Annotated in this window: 17 protein-coding genes and 1 pseudogene; 6 read left to right on the forward strand and 12 right to left on the reverse strand. The window is 67.1% G+C overall.

What is annotated here, in order from left to right; translation table 11 throughout:
• The 7 genes and pseudogenes from AB7P10_RS18995 to AB7P10_RS19025 form a co-directional block, all read right to left on the reverse strand.
• Positions 1-259 (reverse strand): annotated as a pseudogene (locus AB7P10_RS18995) (endonuclease/exonuclease/phosphatase family protein); the annotation flags it as partial.
• A gap of 3 nt (positions 260-262) precedes the next feature.
• Complete coding sequence (locus tag AB7P10_RS19000) at positions 263-766, reverse strand: dihydrofolate reductase (protein WP_428295408.1); 504 nt, start codon at positions 764-766, stop codon at positions 263-265.
• A 4-nt stretch (positions 767-770) separates the two neighbouring features.
• Positions 771-1,691, reverse strand: a complete 921-nt coding sequence (locus AB7P10_RS19005; protein WP_428295409.1) for a DMT family transporter — start codon at positions 1,689-1,691, stop codon at positions 771-773.
• Between the two features lie 25 nt (positions 1,692-1,716).
• Positions 1,717-2,529 carry a thymidylate synthase gene (locus tag AB7P10_RS19010; protein WP_428295410.1) on the reverse strand — a complete coding sequence of 271 codons (813 nt, stop codon included), beginning with the start codon at positions 2,527-2,529 and terminating at the stop codon, positions 1,717-1,719.
• Entirely contained in the window at positions 2,526-3,455 is a 930-nt protein-coding gene (locus AB7P10_RS19015; protein WP_428295411.1) for a transglycosylase SLT domain-containing protein, read from the reverse strand. The genes AB7P10_RS19010 and AB7P10_RS19015 overlap by 4 nt, the downstream gene beginning before the upstream one ends.
• Positions 3,452-4,882 carry an FAD-binding oxidoreductase gene (locus tag AB7P10_RS19020; protein WP_428295412.1) on the reverse strand — a complete coding sequence of 477 codons (1,431 nt, stop codon included), beginning with the start codon at positions 4,880-4,882 and terminating at the stop codon, positions 3,452-3,454. The genes AB7P10_RS19015 and AB7P10_RS19020 overlap by 4 nt, the downstream gene beginning before the upstream one ends.
• Positions 4,879-5,331 carry a DUF2069 domain-containing protein gene (locus AB7P10_RS19025; protein WP_428295413.1) on the reverse strand — a complete coding sequence of 151 codons (453 nt, stop codon included), beginning with the start codon at positions 5,329-5,331 and terminating at the stop codon, positions 4,879-4,881. The genes AB7P10_RS19020 and AB7P10_RS19025 overlap by 4 nt, the downstream gene beginning before the upstream one ends.
• 35 nt (positions 5,332-5,366) lie before the next feature.
• Between AB7P10_RS19025 and AB7P10_RS19030 the strand changes: the two genes are divergently transcribed.
• Positions 5,367-6,608 (forward strand): YihY family inner membrane protein, encoded by a 1,242-nt coding sequence (locus tag AB7P10_RS19030; RefSeq protein ID WP_428295414.1) that lies wholly within the window; start codon positions 5,367-5,369, stop codon positions 6,606-6,608.
• Here AB7P10_RS19030 and AB7P10_RS19035 read toward each other — a convergent pair.
• From AB7P10_RS19035 to AB7P10_RS19045, 3 genes are read right to left on the reverse strand one after another with little or no spacing between them, the layout of a single operon-like run.
• Entirely contained in the window at positions 6,595-7,854 is a 1,260-nt protein-coding gene (locus AB7P10_RS19035; RefSeq protein ID WP_428295448.1) for a cytochrome P450, read from the reverse strand. The genes AB7P10_RS19030 and AB7P10_RS19035 overlap by 14 nt on opposite strands.
• A gap of 37 nt (positions 7,855-7,891) precedes the next feature.
• Entirely contained in the window at positions 7,892-8,710 is an 819-nt protein-coding gene (locus AB7P10_RS19040; protein WP_428295415.1) for an alpha/beta fold hydrolase, read from the reverse strand.
• A gap of 1 nt (position 8,711) precedes the next feature.
• Positions 8,712-10,022, reverse strand: a complete 1,311-nt coding sequence (locus AB7P10_RS19045) for an O-acetylhomoserine aminocarboxypropyltransferase (RefSeq protein ID WP_428295416.1) — start codon at positions 10,020-10,022, stop codon at positions 8,712-8,714.
• Positions 10,023-10,151: 129 nt separating this feature from the next.
• Here AB7P10_RS19045 and AB7P10_RS19050 point away from each other — a divergent pair, with 129 nt between their 5' ends.
• Positions 10,152-10,619, forward strand: coding sequence for a CBS domain-containing protein (locus AB7P10_RS19050; protein ID WP_428295417.1), 468 nt, complete (start codon positions 10,152-10,154; stop codon positions 10,617-10,619).
• A 65-nt stretch (positions 10,620-10,684) separates the two neighbouring features.
• Here AB7P10_RS19050 and AB7P10_RS19055 read toward each other — a convergent pair whose 3' ends face one another.
• Positions 10,685-11,893 carry a polyhydroxyalkanoate depolymerase gene (locus tag AB7P10_RS19055; protein ID WP_428295418.1) on the reverse strand — a complete coding sequence of 403 codons (1,209 nt, stop codon included), beginning with the start codon at positions 11,891-11,893 and terminating at the stop codon, positions 10,685-10,687.
• A 141-nt stretch (positions 11,894-12,034) separates the two neighbouring features.
• On the opposite strand from AB7P10_RS19055, the gene AB7P10_RS19060 reads away from it, so the two are divergent.
• The 4 genes from AB7P10_RS19060 to AB7P10_RS19075 all read left to right on the forward strand — a co-directional run bounded on the left by AB7P10_RS19060 (position 12,035) and on the right by AB7P10_RS19075 (position 16,637).
• On the forward strand, positions 12,035-12,691 hold the full coding sequence (locus tag AB7P10_RS19060; RefSeq protein WP_428295419.1) for a glutathione S-transferase: 657 nt from the start codon (positions 12,035-12,037) through the stop codon (positions 12,689-12,691).
• 459 nt (positions 12,692-13,150) lie between these two features.
• A complete protein-coding gene (locus tag AB7P10_RS19065) occupies positions 13,151-14,155 on the forward strand; it encodes an alpha/beta hydrolase (protein ID WP_428295420.1) in 1,005 nt (334 codons plus the stop codon).
• Positions 14,156-14,162: 7 nt separating this feature from the next.
• Positions 14,163-15,197 (forward strand): helix-turn-helix domain-containing protein, encoded by a 1,035-nt coding sequence (locus AB7P10_RS19070; protein ID WP_428295421.1) that lies wholly within the window; start codon positions 14,163-14,165, stop codon positions 15,195-15,197.
• Between the two features lie 201 nt (positions 15,198-15,398).
• Positions 15,399-16,637 (forward strand): serine hydrolase domain-containing protein, encoded by a 1,239-nt coding sequence (locus tag AB7P10_RS19075; protein WP_428295422.1) that lies wholly within the window; start codon positions 15,399-15,401, stop codon positions 16,635-16,637.
• A gap of 402 nt (positions 16,638-17,039) precedes the next feature.
• Here AB7P10_RS19075 and AB7P10_RS19080 read toward each other — a convergent pair whose 3' ends face one another.
• Positions 17,040-17,465 (reverse strand): cupin domain-containing protein, encoded by a 426-nt coding sequence (locus tag AB7P10_RS19080; protein ID WP_428295423.1) that lies wholly within the window; start codon positions 17,463-17,465, stop codon positions 17,040-17,042.
• Positions 17,466-17,537 lie beyond the last annotated feature (72 nt).

Below are 17,537 nucleotides of genomic sequence, written 5' to 3' on the forward strand. Positions count from 1 at the left end.
GCTCGTCGGCGTGTCCCGGAATGTTGCGCACCACCTCGCGCAGCGGTGTGCGGCTCAGGATGGCGACGCCGTTGAAGGACTACTGGCCGAACGCGGCGGCGTGGTAGCCCGCTTCGCGAAGCGCATCGAAGGGAAACTTTTCGTCCACCAGTTTGAGCTCCTGCAACCCCAGGGCATCGACCGGGTTGGCGGCCAGCCAGTCCAGCACCTGGGGCAGGCGCACCGAGAGCGAGTTGATGTTCCAGGTGGCCAGTTGCATGGTTCAGATCTTCCGGGTGTAGGTGACGAAGGCAAACGGCAGGCCGTTGGCGGCGATGTGGGCCTCGCGCGCGGTTTCCTGCCACTCGGAGCCCAGTTCAGGCGCGAATGCATCGCCCTCGAAACGCTGGTCGATTTCTGTGACCTGCGCACGCTGCGCCAGCGGCAGGGCGGCCGCGTAGATCTGCGCGCCACCGATCACCCAGACAGCCGAGTCCGGCGGGCACAGCGCCACGGCCTGCAACACCGAGCCGGCACGCTGCGCGCCAGTGGCTTGCCAGGCGGTGTTGCGCGTGACCACGATGTTCTGCCGCCCCGGCAGCGGGCGAAATTTTGCTGGCAGGGAATCCCAGGTCTTTCGACCCATGATGACCGGGCAGCCCATCGTGAGGCGCTTGAAGTGCGCCATGTCTTCCGGCAGGTGCCAGGGCAGGGCGTTGTCCTTGCCGATCACGCCGTTGGCGGCGCGCGCGTAGATCAGATGAATGCGGGGTGAGGAGGCTGGCATGCGCCTATTGTGCCGCTGGCCCGGTGGGCAGGGCCGACGCGGGCGGGGCAGACGGCCGCGCGGGCCACAGCACGCTGGCGATGGCCAGCATCACGAACACGATGGCCAGCCAGTCCTGCCAGTGCGGGATCTCGCCGACGATCAAGGTCGCGCTGAGCGTGCCCACCAGCGGGATGGCCATGATGCTCATGGCGCTGGTGGCCGGCGGCAGGTGGCGCGCCAGGCCGAACCAGATCAGTTGGGCCACGCCGTAGTTGATGACCACGCCGTAGGCCAGGGCCAGCCACATCACAAGGCTGAAGCGCGCTGGGGCCGGCACCGGCTCGATTGCGATCGCCAGTACCCAGACCACCGCGCTGCCCAGCAGCAGCATCCACACCGTGACCACCATGGGCGAGAGCGTGAAGTGAGAGCGCTTGAAGGTCAGTGTGCCCAAGCCCCAGCAGGCCGCGGCGCCCAGCATCCAGGCAATGCCCGTGGGCCGGCCACTGAGGCTTTGCAATTCATGCCACAGCAGCAGGCCGATGGCGATGGCCGCGGCCACCACGGCCAGGCGCACGCGCGGCGTGACGCGCTCGCCGAAGAAGGCCGCGCCCAGCAGCACGGTGAAGATGGGCATGGTGAAGCCGATGATGGCCGCCCGGCCCGAGGCCAGTTCCTGCACCCCGAAGATCGACAGGGTGTGCCAGCCCAGCACATTCGGCAGCGCCAGCCAGGCGATGGTGAGCCACTCGCGCCCCTGCGGCCACATGCGCTCGCCGCGGCGCTGCACGTAGACGAAGAGCCAGGCCGCGCCCAGCAGCATGGTGCTGGCTCGGAAATACAGCGGTGTGAGCTCCTGCAGCGAGAGCTTCATCATGGGCCAGTTCACGCCCCACATCAGCGTGAGCGCGAGCAGCGCCCAGAGTTGGCGGCGGCTGATCACGCGCAATGCACCGGTGCGGCAAGCCTCATACGGCGACCGGGGCCTTGATGGCGGGATGGTGCTGGTAGTCGAGGATCTCGAAGTCGTCGAGCTCGTAGTCGAAGATCGACGCCGGCCGGCGCTTGATGCGCAGCGTCGGGAAGGGGTGCGGCGTGCGCGCCAGTTGTGTCTGCACCTGCTCGTGGTGGTTGCTGTAGATGTGGCAGTCGCCACCGGTCCAGATGAATTCGCCCACGGCCAGTTCGCACTGCTGGGCCAGCATGTGGGTCAGCAGCGCGTAGCTGGCGATGTTGAAGGGCACACCCAGAAAGATGTCGGCGCTGCGCTGGTAGAGCTGGCAGCTGAGTTTGCCTTCGGCCACATAGAACTGGAAGAAGGCGTGGCAGGGCATGAGCGCCATCTTCCCCAGGTCGGCCACGTTCCAGGCACTCACGATGATGCGGCGCGAGTCCGGGTTGGTCTTGAGTTGTTTGACCACCTCGGCGATCTGGTCGATGTGGCCACCATCGGGTGTGGGCCAGCTGCGCCATTGCACACCGTACACGGGACCCAGGTCGCCGTCCTCGCGCGCCCATTCGTCCCAGATGGTGCAGCCGCGCTCCTGCAGCCATTTCACGTTGCTGTCGCCGCGCAGGAACCACAGCAGCTCCACGATGATGGCCTTGGTGAACACCTTCTTGGTCGTCACCAGCGGAAAACCTTCGTTGAGGTCGAAGCGCATCTGATGGCCGAACACGCTGGTGGTGCCCGTGCCGGTGCGGTCGGTTTTCTGCACGCCCGTGGTGAACACGTGACGCATGAAGTCTTCGTACTGGGAGCGGATGGGGCGGTCGGTCATGGAAGGCGGGCGGAAACGATGGCAGGCAGGACGGGCGACGGCGGCGTGATGCGCTTGTCGAAAGGGTGGTGCTGCAGGGCAAAGACCTGCTGGATGCGCTTGATGTAGCCCTGGGTCTCGGGATAGGGAGGCACGCCCTTGAAACGTTCCACAGCCCCTTCACCGGCGTTGTAGGCCGCCAGCACCAGCGGCACGTTGCCCTGGAAGTAGGCCAGCAGCCACTGCAGGTAGGACAGGCCGCCGCGGATGTTCTGCTCGGGGTCGAAGGGCTTGCGCACGCGAAAGCGCGCGGCGGTTTCGGGAATGAGCTGCATCAGCCCCTGCGCGTTCCTGTCTGAAACGGCGTTCGCATTGAAGTTCGACTCGGCCTTGATCACCGCGTACGCCAGACCGGGTTCGATGCCGAACTGCGGCGCCAGCCTGTAGACGATCTTCATGATGCGCTGCTGTTCGGGCGTGTTCACCCAGTCGCGGTAGCGTGTGAGCAGCGCCAGGTCCTCGGTGGCCCGTTTTTCCTGTTCGGCGAGTGCCTCGGCGCGCTGTTGCTTGGCGCGTTCGGCGTTGCGCACGCAGTCGGGTGTGTCGGCCGGCGTGCCCAGGCGCTGGAACATGATCTCGGCATGCGCGTCACCCAGCAGCGCTGCGCGCGCGAACCAGTGGGCCGCGTAGCCGTCATGGCGCGGGGTGCCACGGCCATGGGCATACAGCCAGCCCAGCTTGTAGGCCGAATACACGTCACCGGCCAGCGCGGCGCGGCAGTACAGCGCTATGGCGGCATCGGTGTCGCGCGCCACGCCTTCTCCCAGCTCTAGTACCCGTGCCTGCTCGCGCCAAGCACGGGGCTCGTCAGCCTCTGCCGCGTGCACCGGCATCGTGGCGCAGAGCACCCAGGCGAGCAGCAAGGAAGCGAGGGGGTGGACTTTCATGGGCTGACGAGAACGCGGCCGGGGTTCATGATCTGCTGGGGGTCGAGCGCCTGTTTGACGGACCGCATCAGACCCAGCGCCACAGCGTCCTTGAAATGGGGCAAGTGGGCCGCCTTCAGGCTGCCCACGCCATGCTCGGCGCTGATCGATCCATCGTAGCGCGCCACCGCATCGAAAACCAGCGCGTTCACGCGCGCTTCCTGCTCGTTCAGGAATTTTTTGGCATCGGCGCCAGCGGGTGCCTGCACGTTGTAGTGGAGGTTGCCGTCGCCCAGATGGCCAAAATTCACCAGCCGCACACCAGGCATCTCACGCTGCAGCAAGGCGTCGGTATCGTTGCAGAAGGCCGGGATGCGCGAGACCGGGATGCTGATGTCGTGCTTGATGTTCAGGCCTTCCTCGGCCTGCGCCAGCGGAATGCTTTCGCGGATGTGCCACAGGCCGCGCGCTTGCGCGAGGCTCTCGGCCACCACGGCGTCGCTCACCAGGCCATCTTCCAGCGCGGTTTCGAGCAGGCGCTCGAAGCGGGCCCGCGCGTGTTCCTCGGATTCGCTGTCGCTGTTCTCCAGCAGCACGCAGTACGGGCTGTCCTGCCAGAGCGGCACGCGCAGCGCGGAGAAATGCCGGTCGACCAGCCCCAGCGCAAACTGCCCCATGACTTCGAACCCGGTCAGGCCGGCGCCCAGGTGCCGGTGCGCCAGGCCGAGCAGGGCCACGGCGGCTTCCAGCGTGGGCACGGCGGCCCAGGCGGTGAGCTGCGCGGCCGGCAAGGGGTAGAGCTTGAGCGTGGCCGCCGTGATCACGCCCAGCGTGCCCTCGCTGCCGATGAACAGATCGCGCAGGTCGTAGCCGGTGTTGTCCTTGCGCAGGCCGCTGAGGCCGTGCCACACCTCGCCTTGCGCCGTCACCACCTCCAGGCCCAGACAGAGCTCGCGCGCGTTGCCATAGCGCAGCACCTGCGTGCCGCCGGCGTTGGTGGCCAGGTTGCCACCGATGGTGCAACTGCCTTGCGCCGCCAGGCTCAGGGGAAACAGGAAGCCGGCCTTTTCGGCGGCTTCCTGCACGTTCTGCAGCACGCAGCCGGCCTCGACCGTGAGGGTGAGGTTGGCCGCGTCGATGGCGCGCACGGCGTTCATGCGCGTGAGGCTGAGCACGACCTGCGTGCCGGTTACGTCCGGCACCGACCCCACCACAAGCCCCGTGTTGCCGCCCTGCGGCACGATGGAAGTACCCGCTGCGGCGCAGGCTCGCACCACGGCGGCCACTTCGGCGGCGCTGCCGGGGCGCACCACGGCCAGCGCGCGGCCACGGGCGCGTTGGCGCCAGTCCTGTTCCCAGGCGCTGAGGTCGGCGGCCGGATCGTCGTGCGTGAGCACCTGGGCCGGCCCGACGGCCTCCCGCAAAGCGGCCAGCAGTAGCGTGCTCATGGGCGTGCGGTGCGGGCCACGTCCGCCGCCACGGCCTCCTTGCCGGCGGCGCGCAGGCGGATGCGCACGTGCAGCGCGCAGGCCACGAACAGCGCCACGCACAGCAGCACCTGCAGCATCGCAAGCCACATGGACGGGCCGGACTCGCTGGTCGCGCGCACCATGCCTTCGGTGAAATACAGCCACACCAGCAGGCTGACCCAGCGGTAGGTGTACATGCGGTTTTTCAGCAGCCCAGCCAGCGGCAGGGTCAGCGGCAGCACCTTGATGGCCCACCAGGAGCCGCCTTCGCGCAGCGGCGCGAGCCAGAGTTCCCAGGCCAGGCCGAGCACGATCAGTCCGAGCAGGCTGGCCACCGCGAGCCAGCGCGTGCCGCGCACCGCCTGGTCGGAGCCGGATGGACCAACGGCGTCGGCGGGAGAGGCGAAGGGGGAAGAGGAAGAGGGCATGGGGGCGTGTGAAAGGCAGGTGGCATGATACCGGGATGACCCTGAACGAGCGCCTGCGGGCCCTTGAAACCCTGGTGCGCGCGCTGTGGCACGACGCGCTCAAATTTCCGTGGCGCAACACCGCGATCACGTTGCGCGAGCGTTTTCGCGAAGACCGGCTGGGCATCACCGCCAGCAGCCTGACCTTCACCACCACCATCTCTCTGGTGCCGCTGTTCACCGTGGCGCTGGCCATCTTCAGCGCCTTTCCCATGTTCGACCGCCTGCAGCGCACCCTGCAGCGCTCGCTGGTCGAGAGTCTGGTGCCCGAGGACATCGCGCGCCAGGTGCTGACCTACCTCAACCAGTTCGCGGCCAAGGCCGGCCAGATGGGCTGGGCCGGCGCGCTGGTGTTGCTGTTTACCGCGCTGGCGCTGATCCTCACGATCGACCGCAAGCTCAACGACATCTGGCGTGTGCGCCAGTCGCGACCCTTCACCCAGCGCGTGCTGGTCTACTGGGCCGTGCTCACGCTTGGGCCGCTGCTGCTGGCGGGCAGCGTGGCGGTGACCTCGTACGCCCTGGGTGCCTCGGGCGGCTCGATGAACCGGCTGCCCGCGCCATTGCGCCTGCTGTTCGACTCGTTGCAGATCGTGCTGGTCACGGGCGGCCTGGCGGCCCTGTACCGCTACGTGCCCAACACGCGGGTGCGCTGGGGCCATGCGCTGCTGGGCGGCCTGTTCGTGGCGGTGGGCCTGGAACTGGCCAAGAACGCGCTGGGCTGGTACCTCAAGCAGGTGCCCACCTTCTCGCTGGTCTACGGCACCTTCGCCACCGTGCCCATCCTGCTGGTGTGGATCTACCTGGCCTGGGTGATCGTGCTGCTGGGCGCGGTGGTAACCGCTTACCTGCCCAGCTTGCTGTCGGGCGTCGCGCGGCGCGGTGACACACCGGGCTGGAGCTTCCAGCTGGCCCTGGAACTGCTCGCCGAGCTGCAGGCGGCGCAGCACACCGAGCACAGGGGCCGGAGCCTGGAGTCGCTGGCGAACACGCTGCGCGTGGACCCTTTGCAGCTGGAGGAACCGGTGGCCGCGCTGGTCGCGCTGGACTGGCTCGGGCGGCTCGACGAGGACGGCGAGCGCTATGTGCTGCTGATCGACCCGACCGTCACGCTCATGGCGCCGCTGCTGGAACGACTGTTGTTGGTGCAGCAGCCGCACACGGCTGAGTTCTGGTTCGGCAGCCACTGGGCGCGCATGACGGTGACCGAGGCGCTGCCCGCGCTCAATCCACGCTGAACGGCGCCGCCAGAAAGCCCCGGAAGCGGGCACGCCCGCCGCGCGTGGGCGCGGCCGTGAGCTGGTAGGCCGGAAAGCGCTGCAGGAAGCGGCCGATGGCGATGCGGCCTTCCAGCCGCGCCAGACTCAGGCCCGCGCACTGGTGGATGCCGAAGCCGAAGGCCAGGTGCTTGTTGCCCTCGCGCTCCAGGTTCAGCACCTCGGGGTCGGTGAACTGCGCCGGATCGCGGTTGGCCGCGCCGATGCACAGCGTCACCAGCGTGCCCGCCGGCAGTGCCACACCGCCCACCTGGGTGTCCTGCACCGCGCGCCGGTTGCCCAGCTGGTTGGACGACTCGAAGCGCAGGAACTCGTCGACCGCGCGGCCGAGCACGGCTTCTTCCGCTGCCGGGTCGCCTGCGCAGGCCTGCAGGGTGTGTTGCAGGCGCACGCGCGCTTCGGGGAACTCCTGCAGCGCGATCAGGCCGTTGCCGATCAGGTTGGTGGTGGTCTCGTGGCCGGCGTTGAGCAGAAAGATGCAGTTCTGTAGCAGCTCGACCTCGCTGAGCTGCTCGCCGTTCGCCTCGCCCTGGATCAGGCGCGTGAGCACGTCGCGCTCGGGGTCACCCGGGCGCTGCCGGCGCGCCACCACCAGCGTGCGCAGGTAGGCCAGCATCTCGGTGACGGCCTGGTTGCCCGCCGCCTGCTGCTGCGGCGTGATCGTGGGTTCCAGCGCGCCCAGGATGGCCAGCGACCACGCGCGCAGCGGCCCGCGGTCGCCGTGCGGCACGTCCAGCAGGTTGCCGATGATCTCCACCGGAATCGCCGAGGCGAAATCCTCGATCAGGTCGCCGCCGCCGCGCGCGGCCATCTCGTCGAGCAACTGGTCCACCAGCGCGATCAGGCCGGGCTCCATCTCCGCGATGGCGCGGCGCGTGAGCGCGCCCATGATGAGGCGGCGCACGCGGGTGTGCAGCGGCGGGTCGTTGAACACCAGGCTGGTTGTGTGGTGCTCGAAGAGCGGCGAGCCGGCGCCGTACTTGGGCGCGAACTCCACGTGCTTGTCTGAGCTGAACGCCTGGGCGTCGCGGTACACGGCCATCAGGTCGGCGCAGCGGGTGAGGAACACCGAGCCGTCGGGCATGCGGCGCACGGGTTCGGTTTCGCGCAGCGCCGCGTACACCGGGTACGGATTGGCCAGGAAATCGGCGGGCAGGGCGCGCAGGTCGAACGCCGCCGCGATGGCTTGCGCGCGGGCCGCCGTCATGGGCGGGGTGATCGGGATCGTCACGGTGTAGTCGCTCTCAGCGCGCGAGGAACTCGCGGATGGCGAACAGCGTGGCGTCCGGTGCCTCGGTCATCTGGTGGTGCCCCACCGGCAGCGCCACCGTGCTCACCGCCTTGCCGGCGGCGCGCGCGGCGGCGATCAGGCCCTGCGCCGCGCGCGGCTGCGTCATCTGGTCCTGCGCGCCGAGCACGAAGAACACCGGGCAGGTGATCCGCGCCATGGCCGCCTCGCCGCCGGCGTAGCTGTCGCAGGCCACGAAACCGCGGTGGAACACGTTGACCTTCGGGTTGCTGCGCAGCACGCGCCGGCCCAGTGCCAGACTCGCCCCATAGACCCAGGTGCCCGGGCCGAGCGCCGAGGGCGGTGCGGCCAGGGTGCTGCGCGAGAACACGTTGATCATCTTCAAACCCTTCTCGGGTTCGTTGAGCGAGGCTTCGATCAGCGCGGGCGAGACCTTCATCGGGTAGGCCGTGCCCACCAGCACCAGGTGGCTCACGCGGTCCTGCAGCCGCGCCGCCGCCTCCAGCGCGATCAGCGAGCCCCAGCTGTGGCCCACCAGCGCGGCCTTCTGGACACCCGCCGCGTCGAGCAGCGCGGCCACGAAGTCGGCCGCGGCTTCCACCGAGGCGGGCGCCTCGCCTTCGCTCTTGCAGTGGCCGGGCAGGTCCACCGCGAGCACGTTCCAGCCGTGGTGGGCGAGGTAGCGGCTCTGCAGGATCCAGACGCTGTGGTCGTTGAGCACGCCGTGGATGAACACCACGGTGGGTTTGGCGGCGTCGAATGGTTTGCCGCCGGTGTAGCAGTAGGTGGAGGCCCCGTTGACTTGCTGGTACATCTCAGGCCCCCGCTTTCTCAGCGGCTTTCAGCGCGCGTTTCAGGTCGTCGATCAGGTCGTCCGGATCTTCCAGCCCGATGGACAGGCGGATCGTGCCCGGGCCGATGCCGCCGGCGGCCAGCGCCTCGTCGCTCATGCGGAAGTGCGTGGTGCTGGCCGGGTGGATCACCAGCGAGCGGCAGTCGCCCACGTTGGCCAGGTGGCTGAAAATCTTCAGCGCCTCGATGAAGGCCTTGCCCTGCGCGCGGCTGCCCTGGATGTCGAAGCTGAACACCGAGCCCGCGCCCTTCGCCCCGAAGCGCAGCAGTTTTTCGGCCAGCGCGTGGCTCGGGTGGTTCTCCAGCAGCGGGTGGCCCACGCGCCCCACCAGCGGGTGGCTGGCGAGAAACTGCACCAACTTCTCGGTGTTGCCCATGTGGCGGTCCATGCGCAGCGAGAGTGTTTCGATGCCCTGCAGGATCAGCCAGGCGCTGTGCGGGCTCATGCAGGCGCCGAAGTCGCGCAGTCCTTCGCGCCGGGCACGCAGCAGGAAGGCGCCCACCGTGCTTTCCTCGCTGAACACCATGTTATGGAAGCCGTCGTAGGCCTCGGTGAGCTCGGGAAACCGGCCCGAGCGTTCCCAGTCAAAACTGCCGGCGTCGACCACCACGCCGCCGATGACGGTGCCGTGGCCGCTGAGGAACTTGGTGGCCGAGTGGTAGACCAGATCGGCACCGTGCTCGAAGGGCTTGATGAGGTAGGGCGTGGTGAGCGTGGAGTCCACCAGCAGGGGGACGCCCGCCTCGTGCGCGATCTGCGCCACGGTGGGCATGTCCAGCACGTCCAGACCCGGGTTGCCCACGGTTTCACCAAACAGCAGTTTCGTGTTCGGCCGCACGGCCGCGCGCCAGCCGTCGATGTCACCCGGTTTGACAAAGGTGGTCTCGATGCCGAAACGGCGCATGGTGTAGTGCAGCAGGTTCTGGCTGCCGCCGTAGAGCGCGGTGCTGGCGACGATGTGCGAGCCCGCGCCCATCAGCGTGGCCACGCTCAGGTGCAGCGCGGCCTGGCCGCTGGCGGTGGCAATCGCGCCGATGCCGCCCTCCAGCGCGGCCATGCGCTGCTCGAACACCGCGTTGGTCGGGTTGCTGATGCGGCTGTAGACGTGGCCGGCGCGCTCCAGGTTGAACAGCGCGGCGGCGTGGTCGCTGGACTCGAAAACGAACGACGTGGTGAGGTGGATCGGCACGGCGCGCGCGCCGGTGCTGGGGTCGGGGGCGGCGCCCGCGTGCAGCGCGAGCGTGTCGAAGCCGGGGTCGGAATAACCGGGCATGGGGGGTGTCTCCTGTGCGATGGATGCGGTAACGACCCGCCGCCGGGGCGTGGGTGTTTGCGTGATTGTGGGCTATATTGCACGAACGCCAGCCCCGCTGGAGACACACAGACACCGAGGAGAACGGCCATGAAAGTCAGCGACATCATGCGTGTCAAGGGCGGCACGCTCTACACCATCCAGCCGCAGGAATCGCTCGAACGCGCGATCGAAACCATGTCGCAGTTCGACATCGGCTCCCTGGCGGTGATGGAGCACGGCGACCTCGTCGGCATGCTCACCTTCCGCGAAGTCATCCACACCCTGGCGAAAAACGGCGGCACGCTGGGCGGCAAGACCGTGCGCACGGTGATGGACGACCACCCCATGACCTGCACGCCGGAAACCGAGCTGGAGCAGGTGCGCCCGATGATGCTGGAGCGGCACACGCGCTACATGCCGGTCATGGACAACAAGATGCTCATGGGTGTGATCAGCTTCTACGACGTGGCCAAGGCCGTGGTCGACAGCCAGAACTTCGAGAACAAGATGCTCAAGGCCTACATCCGAGACTGGCCCGAAGAGGAAACCGGCAAGAGCGAGCCGAACTTCCCCTGAACGCCCCCCCGGCCAAAAGAAAGCGCCCCGCATGCCGGGGCGTTTCTCATGAGCGCTGCAAGGGGTCACTCCGATTCGTGGATGACCTGCCGCAGGCGCGGGTAGATCTGCTCGTTCCAGCGCCGGCCGCTGAACACGCCGTAGTGGCCCACGCCGGTCTGCACGTGGTGGGTCTTGCGGTAGGGGCGCACGCTGCTGCACAGGTCCTGCGCAGCCACCGTCTGGCCCACCGAACAGATGTCATCGCGCTCGCCCTCGACCGTCATCAGCGCGGTGCGCCGGATGGCCGCCGGGTTCACCGTGCGGCCCTTCCAGGTGAGCACGCCGCGCGGCAGGTCGTAGGTCTGGAACACCTTCTCCACCGTCTCCAGGTAGAACTCGGCCGGCAGGTCGTTCACCGCGAGGTATTCCTCGTAAAAGGCCTGGATCACGCCGGCCTCCTCGGTGCGGCCGGCGGCCAGGTGGTCGTAGATGTTGCGGAAGGACTGCTTGTGGCGGTCCGGGTTCATGCTCATGAAGGCGGTGAGCTGCACGAACCCGGGGTAGACGCGGCGCATCATGCCGGCGTGCGGGAACGGCACGTGGCTGATCAGGTTCTTCTCGAACCAGTCGATGGGCTTGCTGGTGGCCAGCTTGTTGACCTCGGTGGGGTTGACACGGCAGTCCACCGGGCCGGCCATGAGCGTCAGGCTGCGCGGCTGGGCCGGGTTGTCATCCTCCGCCATCAGGGCCGTGGCGGCCAGCGCGGCCACGCAGGGCTGGCAGACGGCCACCATGTGCGCGCCCGGGCCGACGGCTTCCGTGAATCGGATCATGTAGCTGATGTAGTCGTCGAGCGAAAAGGCGCCGTGGCGCAGCGAAACGTCGCGCGCGTTGTGCCAGTCGGTGATGTAGACGTCGTGGTCCTGCAGCAGCGTGCGCGCGGTTTCACGCAGCAGCGTGGCGAAGTGACCCGAGAGCGGCGCCACCAGCAGCACTTTCGGTTGCGGCTCGGCGCCTTCCTTGCGAAAGCGCAGCAGCGCGCCGAAGGGCAGGGTGAGCACGGTTTCCTCGGTCACGGCGTATTCGCGCCCGCCAGCCGCCACCGAATGGATGCCGTAGGGCGGGCGCGTGTGGGTCAACCGCAGGCGCGAGATCACGTCGCACGCGGCAGCGACCTTGCGCACCAGGCTGCCTTCGGTCTCGCGCAGCCACAGCGCGGCGCTCAGGTGCTGGGCGGCCAGCCGCAGCGGCGAGATCAGGTCGGACTGGAGCTGGTAGGCCTGATACATCATGGTTTCTTTCCTGGGACAACGTGTCGCACTGCAGGCAAGTAACGGGCCAGCACCCTCGGTGCACCGAGCCGGTGCGCAGGTGGCGCACAGCGATGGCACAGCCCTTGCTGTGCCCCTGCCTTCCAAAGGAGCATGCCCACCATGGCCAAAGCGGTACTCACGATCAGCAGCAAGAACTACGGCGCGTGGGCCTTGCGCGGCTGGCTCATGGCCCGCCTGGCGAAGCTGGACTTCACCGAAAAGGTGATCCCCCCGGACGACCCGGCCATGAAGGCCGAGATCCTGTTGCTGTCGGCCTCGATGCGCGTGCCCGCGCTCGAGCACGACGGCGTGCACGTGTGGGACACGCTGGCCATTGGCGAATACCTCAATGAAATCAAGCCCAAGGCCGGGCTGCTGCCGGCTGACCGCGCGGCGCGCGCGCACTGCCGTTCCATCTGCGGCGAAATGCACTCCGGCTTCTCGGCGCTGCGTTCGTCGCTGCCCATGAACATCAAGGCCTCGTTCCCGGGCTTCAAGCTCTGGTCGCGCGCGCAGACCGACGTCGACCGCATCGAGGCGATCTGGCTCGAATGCCTGGAGCGCTACGGCGGCCCCTACCTGTTCGGTGAGAAGCCCTGCATCGCCGACGCCATGTTCGCGCCCGTGGTCACGCGCTTCATCACCTACGAGGTGCTGATCAGCGAGGCCTGCGTGGCGTATTGCGACACCATCATGGCCTTGCCGGCGATGAAGGAATGGGTTTCTGCTGCGGAGGCGGAGCCTGACGACATCGACGAGTTGGACGCGGAGTTCTGAGTCATTCATTCGGTGGTGGGTTGGCGGGCCGCGGGCCTGGGCCATGGGCCAGGGGGCTTTGGTGCGCTGCCCCTTGCTGCGCAAGGGGTTCGCTGCGGTGCTCGGGTGAGCGGCCCGCGGCAGAACTCGCTGCCTGGGCTGCGCCCACTCCGCTCAGACAGCTGCCGCAAGTCAGTCAACGAAGCGCGCTGCGCGCGCAGCCGCACACCCTGCGCGCCTCGCCAGCGCACAGGCGCCCCCCAGCCCATGGCCCAGGCCCTCGGCAGAGGCGCTGGTTGGCTACCCGGTGAGGTGCCGTTGGGTGTCGGCTACGATGTCGCAGATCGGCCACAACCGGTCCTTCGGGAAGTGCCGGAGAATCCTCTCTCCGAAACAGGTAATTTGGGCTTTCACTTAAAGAGGCGCGCTCAATCTTCAGCGTGACTTAGCCACAAGCAGACGTTCGTGAAGGAACCCGAGATGAAGGAGCTCACCCAGGGGGTGGTCGAGGGGGCGGGCCGACAAGCGCGGCTCGACCGACCGACCTTTGATCCTGAACTGCGCGCAGGCTTGGCGATCGTGGGCGGAATGTTCCCGCCGACTGTGACCAGCGACCTGATCGACTTCATGCGGGTGTCGTACGCAGGGCCGCCTCTCGAAACGCTGATCGGCGGGCGAAACATCCGCTGCGAGGAACGCGTCTTCGAGGGTTACGAGGGTCACCCTCTCAAGGCGTCTGTCTTCCGTCACCAGCGCGCCTCCGGGCAGCGTCCCGGTGTGCTTTTCGTGCATTCCGGGGGTCTGATGTTCGGCGATCGGTTCAGTGGGTTGGACCGGATGATCGATTTCGTCGAACAGCTCGGCGTCGTGCTCGTGTCGATCGAGTACCGCCTGGCGCCAGAGTATCGCGACCCTTATCCGCGGGAAGATGTGTACGCGGCGCTGGAATGGATGGCATTGCATGCGGAGTCGCTCGGCGTGCGCCTCGATCGCCTGCTGATCGCGGGCGCCAGCGCAGGGGGAGGTTTGGCGGCCGGTGCAGCCCTCGCGGCGCGCGATAGGGGCGGTCCCCGCCTGTGCGGTCAGCTGCTCGACTATCCCATGCTGGACGACCGCGGCATCACGAAGTCCACGCTTCAGTTCGATGGCATCGGCGTCTGGGATCGCGTGAGCAACGAGACTGGCTGGGGCGCGCTGCTTGGCGAAGCGCGCGGTGGTCCGGATGTGTCGCCGTATGCCGCTCCGGCTCGTGCAACTGAGCTTTGCGACCTGCCGCCCGCGTTTCTCGACGTCGGTAGCGCCGAGATATTTCGCGACGAAACCGTGGCCTATGCGGACGCCCTGTGGAATGCCGGCGGGCAGGCCGAGCTTCACGTGTGGCCGGGTGGGTTCCATGCGTTCGACATCTTCGCGCCGCATACCGCACTGTCACGTGGAATGATCGCCACGCGCAGTGCATGGATGTCGCGCGTGTTGGCCGATTGAGGAATGTATGCAGGAACTGCTGGCTCGACTGAAGGCCCTTGACCCCAACGCCAGCCTGGCGTTGAGGATCATCGCGTGCTTCGACGAATTGGTTCGAGGTGGCGTCAACATCCAGGGGCTGCTCGGGGCAGCAGCCTCGCTTTCGGGCTGTGTAGCGGGGTTCGCCGGGCATCAATCAGAGCGCACGCTCCGCGTCGCGCCGGACGGGCAGACCCTGAAGGGAAGCGCCTCAGCGCCGCGAGAAGGCTCCCTGGCAGCAAACGGCATGACAGTGTGGCTGGAGCGGGAGGGGCCAGCCCATGTAAACGATGCGATGATCCTCGAGCGCCTCGCACTTGCGCTGGCCATCCGCAGCGGGCACCAGGCGGACGATCCACTGCGTCGGCTCGGCGATCTGCTCGACGCCAACGTTGCCGTGGAGCATCGCCACGCGACGGCTGCCAAACTCGGATTGGCGCCGCACTTGAAGTACCGCGTTGCCACCTTGCCGCTCTTCGCGACATGGAAGCAACACCGCGACCTGCTGGAAGACGTTGTCCACACCCGCTACGGTCCGCTGCACGTGTGCGTACTGCGCGCCGAGGTGAAACACATCGAAGCCAGCCCCTGCGGGATCGGGGTGGCGGCGGAGATCGACGACCTCCACCGATCGCTGGCGACAGCACTCGTGAGCTTGCGCCTGTGCGCTGTGCCAGAAGTACCAGTCGTCGTCGCAGACGACTATGGCGGTCTGATCGATCTGCTCGCCCAGTGCTCTGTCGATCGACCGTTGCTCGATGTCGAGGAACTCGAAGGCGTCATGCAGCATCCGTGGGCCGTCCGAACTCTGGATGCGCTGCTTCGCTCCGCGTCTATCCGTGACGCATCTCGCATTGCCGGTGTCCACCACAACACAATGCAGGCGAGACTGGAGACCATTCGCGACTTGCTGTCGTTCGACCCACTCGACGGAATCGGCCGAACCCGCGTCGGCCTCGCCTTCCTCGCCTGGCGCGTTCGGCATTCGTCGGCGCTGGACATGCCACCGCCCACCAGTCGCTAGTCTCAACCGCCAAATGGCGGGATTCGGTCCCTCCAGGCGCGCCGGTCGGCGGTTACTGGCCACCCGGTGTGTTGCTATCTTCTCGTTGCCACACTTCGCCGCCGGAGACGCGTTGGGCGGGGTCATCGCACCGACCTCACGCCGACGTTCCGCGCTCCGGCACTTGGCCTGTGGCGGTGGTTCAACAACACGGAGACAAGAATGACCGAACTGACGAAAGCAATCGACGCCGTTCTCGATGGCGTGACGACAGGCACACCCCGCGTGCCCGGGGTATCGGCGGCGGTGACCGACCGCCGCGGCACGATCTACGAAGGCGCGCGCGGTGTCCGCAACACCGGAACCGGCGAGTCGTTTGAACCCGACACCGTGTGCGCGATATTTTCGACCACCAAGGCCATCGCAGGAACGGCTTGCTTGCAACTGGTGGAAGAGGGGCTTCTCGACCTCGACGCGCCTGCGAAGGAGTACGCGACCCAACTTGCCGACATCATGGTCATCGAGGGCTTCGGTAACGACGGGCAACCCAGGCTGCGCCCACCGAAGCGCGACATCACGACGCGTCACCTGCTCACACACACAGCCGGCTTCAGCTACGACTTCTTCAACGAGACGTACACCCGCCTCGCCAACGAACAGGGCCAGCCCTGGGTGGTCGACGCATCTTGGAAGTCGATCAAGACGCCACTTCTGTTTGATCCGGGCGAGCAGTGGTCCTATGGGAGCAACATCGATTGGGCCGGCATGGTGCTCGAGGGCATTACGGGCAAGCGGCTCGGCGAGGTCATGCAATCGAGGGTTCTCGGTCCGCTCGGGATGACTGACACCGCCTTCACGATGACCCCTTCCATGCAGTCCCGGCAAGCAACGATTCACGCGCGCGAGGATCGCGATGGTTCGCTCGTTCCGCTCAACGGGGTGACCTTGCCGCAGGATCCGGAGGTCCACATGGGCGGGCACGGCCTCTACGGGACCGCGTCGGACTATGTGAAGTTCATCCGCATGTGGCTCAACGACGGACGCAGCGACAGCGGAGAGCAGATCCTGCGACCGGAAACCGTCGAGATGGCATCCCGCAATCATTTGCCTAAGGGCATGCACGTGAAGATGCTGCCCGGGGTCGATGCGACCAAGACGGCTGCGTCCATCCTGCCCGTGTCGAGGCCACGGCTGTCCAATGACGCCGAGTTCTTCCCCGGCATGCCCAAGACCTGGGCACTCACGTTCATGATCAACGAGGAAGAAGCACCCACGGGTCGGCCGGCTGGTGCCCTCTCATGGGCGGGCCTCGCTAACCTGTACTACTGGATCGATCGCGCGAACGGCATCGGCGGGTATTGGGCGACCCAGATCTTCCCGTTCGCCGATTCGACCTCGGTAGCGGGCTTCCTTGAGATGGAAAAGGCAACCTATCAACACGCAAAGCCTCGCGCCCGATGAGAGGCACAAGGCCGCACCGCTTGAGGCAGCAACCGGGATCATCGCGGTCTCGTTGCTGATCGGCTGTGAAGTCGGGCCGTTCGACATCCGGCGCGCGGGTGAGTGTCGGCTTTCGACCGAACGGACCGTCCGGCGGGGTAGATTGCACGGGAGTTGATCGGAAGCCGTCCGCGAGTTGGGTCCATCCACCAGCGAAGGTCTTCTTCGGGCCCAAAGTACGCATTCCCAAAACCCTGCTCTGCCAATACCGTACTCGTCAGGCGATGGGCTGTGGGTGGGGTGGCGCCTGTGCCGTGCCGGCCATTCGAGCATCGCAGGGGACCCCGAAGGGGCACGGCATCGAAGCCACCCCACCCACAGCCCCTCGCCTGACAACCGCCACAAACGCGGGCGTGAAGAACCTCAAGACGTCCAAGGCGTCGGCTTGGGAATCTCGCAGACCGGCTCCACATCGATCGACTTGAAGTCTGCTGGAGACACGATCTCCAAGTACTCCATGTCGGGCGAGTAGTCGAACAGGTAGTGGCGGATGCCCGGGCGCTGGTGCACGCAGTCGCCGGCTTCCACCAGGGTTTCCTTGTCTTCGTACATGAAGCGCGCCCAGCCCTTGAGCATGATCACGATCTGGAAATCCGCCTCGTGGCGGTGCCAGCCCGTGCCTTCTTCCGGCGGCATGTTGGCCTTGACCAGGTGGGCGATCACCTTGCCGTGCGTGGCGGCGGCGATGCCCAGGTCGCGGTACAGGAAAAAATCGCGCAGGCCACCGCTGACGTAGTCGCCTTCGCCGCCCTTGACGTGCGAGAACAGGGTGGAGGTTCGGTCGAGCATGAGACGCTCCTTTCTGGGGATTCGCAGCCACCATCTGCTGCGCTGCAGCACAAAGCACGAAATGTTCCCGTC

Origin of the sequence: Hydrogenophaga sp. (genome assembly GCF_050182545.1) — a bacterium.
Lineage (GTDB): Bacteria > Pseudomonadota > Gammaproteobacteria > Burkholderiales > Burkholderiaceae_C > Hydrogenophaga.

Bases quoted from the DNA above. Each gene is read 5' to 3' on its own strand.
- AB7P10_RS19000 (WP_428295408.1), bottom strand. From the start codon at position 766: ATGCCAGCCTCCTCACCCCGCATTCATCTGATCTACGCGCGCGCCGCC.
- AB7P10_RS19010 (WP_428295410.1), bottom strand. From the start codon at position 2,529: ATGACCGACCGCCCCATCCGCTCCCAGTACGAAGACTTCATGCGTCAC.
- AB7P10_RS19015 (WP_428295411.1), bottom strand. From the start codon at position 3,455: ATGAAAGTCCACCCCCTCGCTTCCTTGCTGCTCGCCTGGGTGCTCTGC.
- AB7P10_RS19020 (WP_428295412.1), bottom strand. From the start codon at position 4,882: ATGAGCACGCTACTGCTGGCCGCTTTGCGGGAGGCCGTCGGGCCGGCC.
- AB7P10_RS19025 (WP_428295413.1), bottom strand. From the start codon at position 5,331: ATGCCCTCTTCCTCTTCCCCCTTCGCCTCTCCCGCCGACGCCGTTGGT.
- AB7P10_RS19030 (WP_428295414.1), top strand. From the start codon at position 5,367: ATGACCCTGAACGAGCGCCTGCGGGCCCTTGAAACCCTGGTGCGCGCG.
- AB7P10_RS19035 (WP_428295448.1), bottom strand. From the start codon at position 7,854: ATGACGGCGGCCCGCGCGCAAGCCATCGCGGCGGCGTTCGACCTGCGC.
- AB7P10_RS19040 (WP_428295415.1), bottom strand. From the start codon at position 8,710: ATGTACCAGCAAGTCAACGGGGCCTCCACCTACTGCTACACCGGCGGC.
- AB7P10_RS19045 (WP_428295416.1), bottom strand. From the start codon at position 10,022: ATGCCCGGTTATTCCGACCCCGGCTTCGACACGCTCGCGCTGCACGCG.
- AB7P10_RS19050 (WP_428295417.1), top strand. From the start codon at position 10,152: ATGAAAGTCAGCGACATCATGCGTGTCAAGGGCGGCACGCTCTACACC.
- AB7P10_RS19055 (WP_428295418.1), bottom strand. From the start codon at position 11,893: ATGATGTATCAGGCCTACCAGCTCCAGTCCGACCTGATCTCGCCGCTG.
- AB7P10_RS19060 (WP_428295419.1), top strand. From the start codon at position 12,035: ATGGCCAAAGCGGTACTCACGATCAGCAGCAAGAACTACGGCGCGTGG.
- AB7P10_RS19065 (WP_428295420.1), top strand. From the start codon at position 13,151: ATGAAGGAGCTCACCCAGGGGGTGGTCGAGGGGGCGGGCCGACAAGCG.
- AB7P10_RS19070 (WP_428295421.1), top strand. From the start codon at position 14,163: ATGCAGGAACTGCTGGCTCGACTGAAGGCCCTTGACCCCAACGCCAGC.
- AB7P10_RS19075 (WP_428295422.1), top strand. From the start codon at position 15,399: ATGACCGAACTGACGAAAGCAATCGACGCCGTTCTCGATGGCGTGACG.
- AB7P10_RS19080 (WP_428295423.1), bottom strand. From the start codon at position 17,465: ATGCTCGACCGAACCTCCACCCTGTTCTCGCACGTCAAGGGCGGCGAA.